1 protein-coding gene is annotated in these 524 nt (G+C 63.0%); it reads left to right on the forward strand.

Features of this window, described 5'->3' with window-relative positions; genetic code table 11:
- A partial coding sequence (locus EOC06_RS38430) for a tyrosine-type recombinase/integrase (RefSeq protein WP_164899059.1) occupies window positions 1–524 on the forward strand: 524 nt, incomplete at both ends.

Below are 524 nucleotides of genomic sequence, written 5' to 3' on the forward strand. Positions count from 1 at the left end.
TATTACACTTTCTCGGCTGCGTGGAGAGCCTGAAGCATCAGACGATCCTGACGACATGCTACGCCGCCGGTCTGCGGATTTCCGAAGCGGTGCACCTGAGACCGGAGGCCATCGACCGACAACGAATGGTACTGCGCGTCGATCAAGGCAAGGGGCAGAAGGACCGTTACGTCATGCTCTCGGCGCGCTTGCTGGAGACGCTGACCGACTATTGGCGTGCCGTCCGGCCGAAGACGTGGATGTTTCCCGGCGCCATCCCCAACGAACCGATATCGACCAACGCGGTGCAGAACGCCTGCGGCAAGGCGCACCGGCTGTCGGGCCTGGGCAAGCCCGTGACGCCGCATTCGTTGCGGCACGCCTTTGCCTGCCACCTACTTGAGGCCGGCACCGATATCCGTACCATCCAGCTTTTGCTCGGCCATCGCAGCCTGTCGACCACCTCGCAATATCTGCGGATCGCAACCAGCAAGGTCTGCGCGGCGACGAGTCCGCTGGAGTTGTTGCCACGGCCAGTCCCGAAG

It is taken from the genome of Mesorhizobium sp. M7A.F.Ca.MR.362.00.0.0, from assembly GCF_004023175.1.
GTDB lineage: Bacteria > Pseudomonadota > Alphaproteobacteria > Rhizobiales > Rhizobiaceae > Mesorhizobium.